Origin of the sequence: Thermosulfurimonas sp., from assembly GCF_015491435.1 — a bacterium.
GTDB lineage: Bacteria > Desulfobacterota > Thermodesulfobacteria > Thermodesulfobacteriales > Thermodesulfobacteriaceae > Thermosulfurimonas_A.
In genome coordinates this window covers 1-5,541 of record NZ_WFVX01000127.1, presented here as the reverse complement: position 1 = coordinate 5,541, position 5,541 = coordinate 1, and the positions used below count along the sequence as shown (strand labels likewise).

6 protein-coding genes and 1 pseudogene are annotated in these 5,541 nt (G+C 57.1%); all 7 read left to right on the top strand.

Annotated features, from left to right (window positions below; all coding sequences use genetic code 11):
- Positions 1 to 623, top strand: a 623-nt coding sequence (locus F8J34_RS05810) for an HD domain-containing protein (protein ID WP_363315426.1), incomplete at its 5' end; no start/stop codon positions are given.
- Positions 610 to 1,542, top strand: a complete 933-nt coding sequence (locus tag F8J34_RS05805; protein ID WP_297057089.1) for a (Fe-S)-binding protein — start codon at positions 610 to 612, stop codon at positions 1,540 to 1,542. The genes F8J34_RS05810 and F8J34_RS05805, both read left to right, overlap by 14 nt.
- A complete protein-coding gene (locus F8J34_RS05800) occupies positions 1,535 to 2,455 on the top strand; it encodes a radical SAM protein (protein WP_297057088.1) in 921 nt (306 codons plus the stop codon). Before F8J34_RS05805 ends, F8J34_RS05800 begins: the two co-directional genes overlap by 8 nt.
- Positions 2,455 to 3,099 carry a metallophosphoesterase family protein gene (locus F8J34_RS05795; RefSeq protein WP_297057091.1) on the top strand — a complete coding sequence of 215 codons (645 nt, stop codon included), beginning with the start codon at positions 2,455 to 2,457 and terminating at the stop codon, positions 3,097 to 3,099. The genes F8J34_RS05800 and F8J34_RS05795 overlap by 1 nt, the downstream gene beginning before the upstream one ends.
- Positions 3,096 to 3,617: a hypothetical protein gene (locus F8J34_RS05790; RefSeq protein ID WP_297057086.1), complete on the top strand. Its 522-nt coding sequence runs from the start codon at positions 3,096 to 3,098 to the stop codon at positions 3,615 to 3,617. Before F8J34_RS05795 ends, F8J34_RS05790 begins: the two co-directional genes overlap by 4 nt.
- Entirely contained in the window at positions 3,614 to 4,501 is an 888-nt protein-coding gene (gene xerD, locus F8J34_RS05785; protein ID WP_297057085.1) for a site-specific tyrosine recombinase XerD, read from the top strand. The genes F8J34_RS05790 and xerD overlap by 4 nt, the downstream gene beginning before the upstream one ends.
- A pseudogene (locus F8J34_RS05780) lies at positions 4,476 to 5,541 on the top strand (hypothetical protein); the annotation flags it as partial. The gene xerD and the pseudogene F8J34_RS05780, both read left to right, overlap by 26 nt.

Here is a 5,541-nt window from a genome sequence, read left to right as displayed (position 1 = left end):
GTAAAGGGCCTCCTTGCACTTCTCACCGGAGCGGTTTAACTTCTCAAGCTATGAATTTCCACCGGGTGGCCAAAAGCCTTTTTGAGGCGGCCATGCTCAAGCGCTTAAAGCGCACGGGTTATGCCTATCTGGGTACGGGCTCGGAGTCCGTGGCCGCCCATAGCTTCGGAGTCGTCTATGCGGCCTGGCTTCTCGCTTCCCTTACCCCCGAGGCCGATACGAACCGGGTCATCAAGATGGCCCTGCTCCACGATCTCGCCGAGGCCCGCATCGGGGATCTCAACTCCGTAAACAAACTCTACGATACTGTGGACGAGGAGAGAGCCTTCTCCGACGCCCTCTCCGGGCTGCCCTTAGAAAACGAGGCCCGGGAGCTCGTTCGGGAATATCTGGCCCAGGAAAGCCTTGAGGCCCGGCTGGTGCACGACGCCGACCAGATCGACCTCATCGTGATGCTCAAGGAACAGAAAGACCTGGGCAACCCTTACGCCCCCAGGTGGCTCTCCTACGCCCTTCGCCGTATCAAAACCAATACGGCCCGAAAACTTGCCGAGGCCGTACTCGAGACCGACTGGGCCTCCTGGTGGCTGGATCATTTCGTGGCCCGGGATGAAAAGGCCTGATCTTTCCCTTTGCAGTCGCTGCGGACGCTGCCTTGCCGTATGCCCCCTCTATTCTGAAACCCGCCTGGAAACTCATTCCCCCCGCGGACGTATCTTTTTACTGGAAAAAGGGATCCGAAAACACCCTTCCCTCCGATCCTGCCTCCGGTGCGGCAGATGCACCATGGTCTGCCCCAATGGTATCCGCCTGGCCGAATATCTTGCCCTGGAGTCGAGACTATCCCCTCCCTTCCCGGTGAAGACCGCGGTCTCTTTCCTCAGGGGCCGCGACCCGTCGAGCTCTCGAAAAATTCCGGCCCCTCGTTCGGGCTCCCCTACCCTATTTCTTTCCTGCGGAGCCCTTTATTTCTATCCCGAGGGAACGCAAAAGTTTATCCGACGCTTACAGAAAAGCGGGCTTGATCCGGGGGTTTCCCCTCCCCTGTGTTGCGGCCTTCCCTTTCTTACCCTGGGTTGGCCCTCCCTTTTTCGAAAAAAAGCCCTGGAGACCCTGGAAGCCCTCTCCGATACCCGGGGGCCTATCCTCGTGCTCTGTGCTTCCTGCCTCTGGACCCTGACCGATCTCTATCCCCTGTTCTTTGCCGGGGAACCCGAGGAGGAAACCGTCCATGAAATAGTTTCCCGGGTCCGAGATGCTCTGGAGTGGACCTTCCGCCACTTTCCCGAGGCCTTTCCCGAAGGACTCGTCTTTCATCTTTCCTGTCATCTCCGAAAAACCCCCCGGGATATCCCCTTTGCCGCCCTATCCGCGTGTTGCGGGGCTCATCAACCTTTTCTCCCTCGAATCTTTCATGAGGAACTGTTACGATCCGCTCCTTATCTACTTGCCACCGCCTGTACCGCTTGTTATCTTAAATTAAAACACAGTCTTTCCTCCCCGCCTGAAGTGAGGCATTGGGCGGAGTACTTAAGTGTTTGAGCCTTCTTATCTAGAACTTCTCGAAAGCGGGGAACTCGATCGACGGATAGAGGCCCTCTACGCCCGGTTGAGCCCCTGTGTTCTTTGCCCCAACGAATGTCGGGTGGATCGACTGCGGGGAGAAAAGGGCCTTTGCCGGGTGGGGGATCGTCCCATGATTTCCAGTTACGGCCCCCATTTTGGAGAGGAGGCCCCTCTGGTGGGTTTCGGGGGGTCGGGAACCATCTTCTTCACCTATTGCAATCTGGCCTGTGTCTATTGCCAGAACTGGGAAATAAGCCATCTGGGCGAAGGGGAAGAGATCAGTGTGGAGGAACTGGCCCGTATCATGCTATTGCTTCAGGCCCGGGGATGCCACAATATCAACCTGGTGACCCCCACCCATCAGGTCCCCTTTATTGTGGAGGCGGTAAAAAAGGCGGCTGAGGAGGGCCTGCGGCTCCCCCTGGTTTATAACTGCGGGGGCTACGAATCGGTGGAGACCCTGAAACTACTCGAGGGCATTGTGGACATCTATATGCCGGACTTCAAATACGCCGATGAAAAAGTGGCGCTCAGGCTTTCCAAGGTTCGAAAATATCCTCAGGTAGCCCGCAAGGCCCTTAAGGAAATGCACCGGCAGGTAGGAGATCTGGTCATCAAAGACGGGATTGCGCTACGCGGCCTCCTGGTGAGGCATCTGGTGCTTCCGGGAGGTCTGGCCGGCACCCCGGAGGTCCTGCGCTTTATCGCTCGGGAATTATCTCCCGAAACCTACGTAAATATTATGGATCAATACAGGCCCTGCGGCGAGGCCTGGAAATATCCCCCGCTGGACCGTCCCCTTTATCGGGAGGAATACGAAGAGGCCCTGGCCTGGGCCGAAAGGGTGGGCCTCAAACGTCTGGATCCGGGGCGTTCGCGTTTCTGGTGATGCGTATATTCGCCATCGGCGACATACACGGTTGTGCCGAGGCTCTGGAGAGATTGCTCGGCCGGTTACCTGTGGACTGGGGGGTCGATCTGGTGATCTTCCTGGGAGATTACATCGACCGGGGGCCTGAACCCCGTCGGGTAGTCGAAAAGGTCATGGAGCTCCGAAAACTTTACCCCGAGCGAGTGATCGCCCTGCGGGGAAACCACGAATGGATGTTCCTGCGCTATCTACGGGGGATCGAACCCGAAGTCTTCCTTTTTAACGGGGGCGAGGCCACGCTCAGGGCCTATTATCAGGAAGGGAAACTGGATATCCCGGAGGAACATCGAACCTTTCTGGAGGATCTGCCCCTTTACTACGAAACCGAAGATTACTTTTTCGTACACGCCGGGGTGCGCCCCGAACGACCCCTGCATAGCCAGGAAGAAGAAGATCTTTTGTGGATCCGGGAGGGTTTCTATTATTATCCCGGAACCTTTCCCAAAAAGATCGTTTTCGGGCATACTCCCTTTCCCGAACCCCTTCTCCTCCCGGATCGCTTGGGAATAGACACCGGATGCGTCTATGGAGGGAAACTTACCGCCATTGAGCTTCCGGCCGAAAAGATCTATCAGGTAGAATGTCCCAGGAGGTGGCCATGAGCGTGTCTTTTGACGATCATGAGGACGATTATTATCAGAGGCGTCCCTCCTGGCGGGAGATAGACCGTCGGAGGGATCGCAGCCTGCACTCGCGTATCAAGGAGAAATACGAACGGACCGATTCCGAAAAGGCCATCCAGCGTTCGGGGTGGCTGAAGGAGAAATATCTTCGGGAGGTGGAAAAACTCTTTTCCGGGAAGAAAGGTTCTCCGGAACACGAAAAGGCCCTCAAACGCCTTCAAAACGCCTACGGGACCAAACGTTTCACCCGGGCAGCCCGGGAATATGTACGTGAGTACGGCCTTCCCGAGGAATGGAATCTCCTTCTGCTCCTTCTGGAAGCCGAGGACGAAAAGGTGGTCTGTGAAGCCATGGAAAGCTTATCCCGAAGACTGCCCGAGCGCAGTCCCATTGAAAGACAGGGGTTCCTGGCCAAGATCCGCAGCCTTTTACTGGTCAACGAGAATCCCCGCATACGGGCCTGTGCGGAAAGGATCCTGGCGGAGGTGGGAGCTTGAGGTCCTGGGTGGATAAATTTCTCACCCATCTGGAACTGGAAAGGAATCTTTCCTCCCATACCCTGGAGGCGTATGCCCGTGATCTAAGAGACTTCCAGACCTTCCTGCAAAAAGAGGGGGGAGGGACACCGGAAGAAGCCGGAACCGAGGACATCCTCCTTTTCTTGGAGGAGCTCAAGCGCCGGGGGCTTTCCTCCCGAACCCTGGCTCGAAAGTTATCGGCCTTGAAGAGTTTTTACCGTTTTCTGGAACTGGAAGAGCGCATCGAACACAACCCTTTACATCTGATAGAGGGGCCCCGTCTTCCCCGAAACCTCCCCAAGGTCCTGAGTGTGGAGGAGGTGGAAAGGCTTCTTTCCGCACCGGATCTCTCCACTCCCCAGGGGCTGAGAGATCGAGCCATGCTGGAAACCCTCTATGCCACGGGAATGAGGGTCTCCGAGCTGGTGCGTCTGACCTTTGCCCAGCTCAACCTCTCGGCGGGTTTCGTCCGCATTTTCGGTAAGGGCAAACGCGAACGATTGGTCCCTCTGGGAGACCTGGCCCGGGAGTATCTGGAACGTTATTTACGCGAAGCTCGCCCCGTTCTTTGCGGAGGAAAAGAGACCCCCTACGTCTTTCTGAATCGGAAGGGGGCCCCCCTTACTCGCCAACGTTTCTGGCAGATTATACGCGATTACGCTCGACAGGCTGGAATAACCCGGGAAATATCCCCCCATGTTCTGCGTCATTCCTTTGCCACCCATCTTTTGCAGGGAGGCGCCGATCTTCGTTCGGTCCAGATGATGCTGGGACATGCCAGCCTCTCCACCACCCAGATCTACACCCATCTTGATCTGCGCAATCTAAGAGCCGTGCATGAAAAACACCACCCCAGAAACTGAAAATCTCTATCCGAAGCTGCTCGCTTCGCTGGATCATCCCGAGGTACTTCTCGCTGCTACCGAGGTGGGGGAGGAACTGGGCTGTTCCATCTATCTGGTGGGGGGTCCGGTGCGGGACTTTTTCTTGGGTCGAAGGCTCAAAGACCTGGACCTGGTAGTGGAGGAAAAGGCAGACGCCGCGGCTAAGGCCCTGGCCCGAAAACTTTCCGGAAGGATTAAGTCCCATTCCCCTTTCGGGACCTTCAAGATCGTCTATTCCGGTGGAGAGGTAGATCTGGCCATGGCCCGCAGGGAGACTTATCCCGCACCGGCCGCCCTACCCCGGGTGGAACCTGCTTCCATTGATGAAGATCTGCATCGTCGCGATTTTACCGCTAATGCCATGGCGGTGGCCCTTTCCGGCCCCCGCCGGGGTCGGCTCCTGGATCCCTTTTCCGGGCTCGCGGATCTCCGTGAGGGGGTTCTCCGGGTGCTACACCTGGATTCCTTCGTGGACGACCCCACCCGTATCTTCAGGGCCGGGCGTTATGCCGTACGTTTCGGATGGGCTCTGGCCGAGGAAACTCTGCAGGCCCTGGGCCGGGCCTACCGAACCCAAGCCCCTCTGCGTCTTTCTCCGGCCCGGATCCTCGGAGAGATCAAACGCATCCTGGAGGAACCCGATCCGGAAAACGTCCTCCGGTGTCTGGAAATAATGGGGCTGTGGCTGGCCCTGGAGCTTCCCCCACCCCCCGAGCATTTCTCTTCTCTGTGGCCTATCCTTCGCCGAAATCTCCCCACGCGGACCTTGCTTAAGGGTATGATCATCGCCCTGGCCCACGGAGAATCGCATCTTCTCCTTCGCCTGGGCCTTCAACCCGGGGAGGCCGAAAGATATTCCCGTAGCTGGGAGGAACTGTGCCGCCACAGCCCGGAACTGACCCGGGCTTCAAGCCCCAGCCGGCGCTATCGACTCCTGGAAACCTACCCCCCGGAAATAATATGCGCTTATTTCCTGCACTATAAAGAATTAGAATACATAGCTAAAGAATATTTTAAGC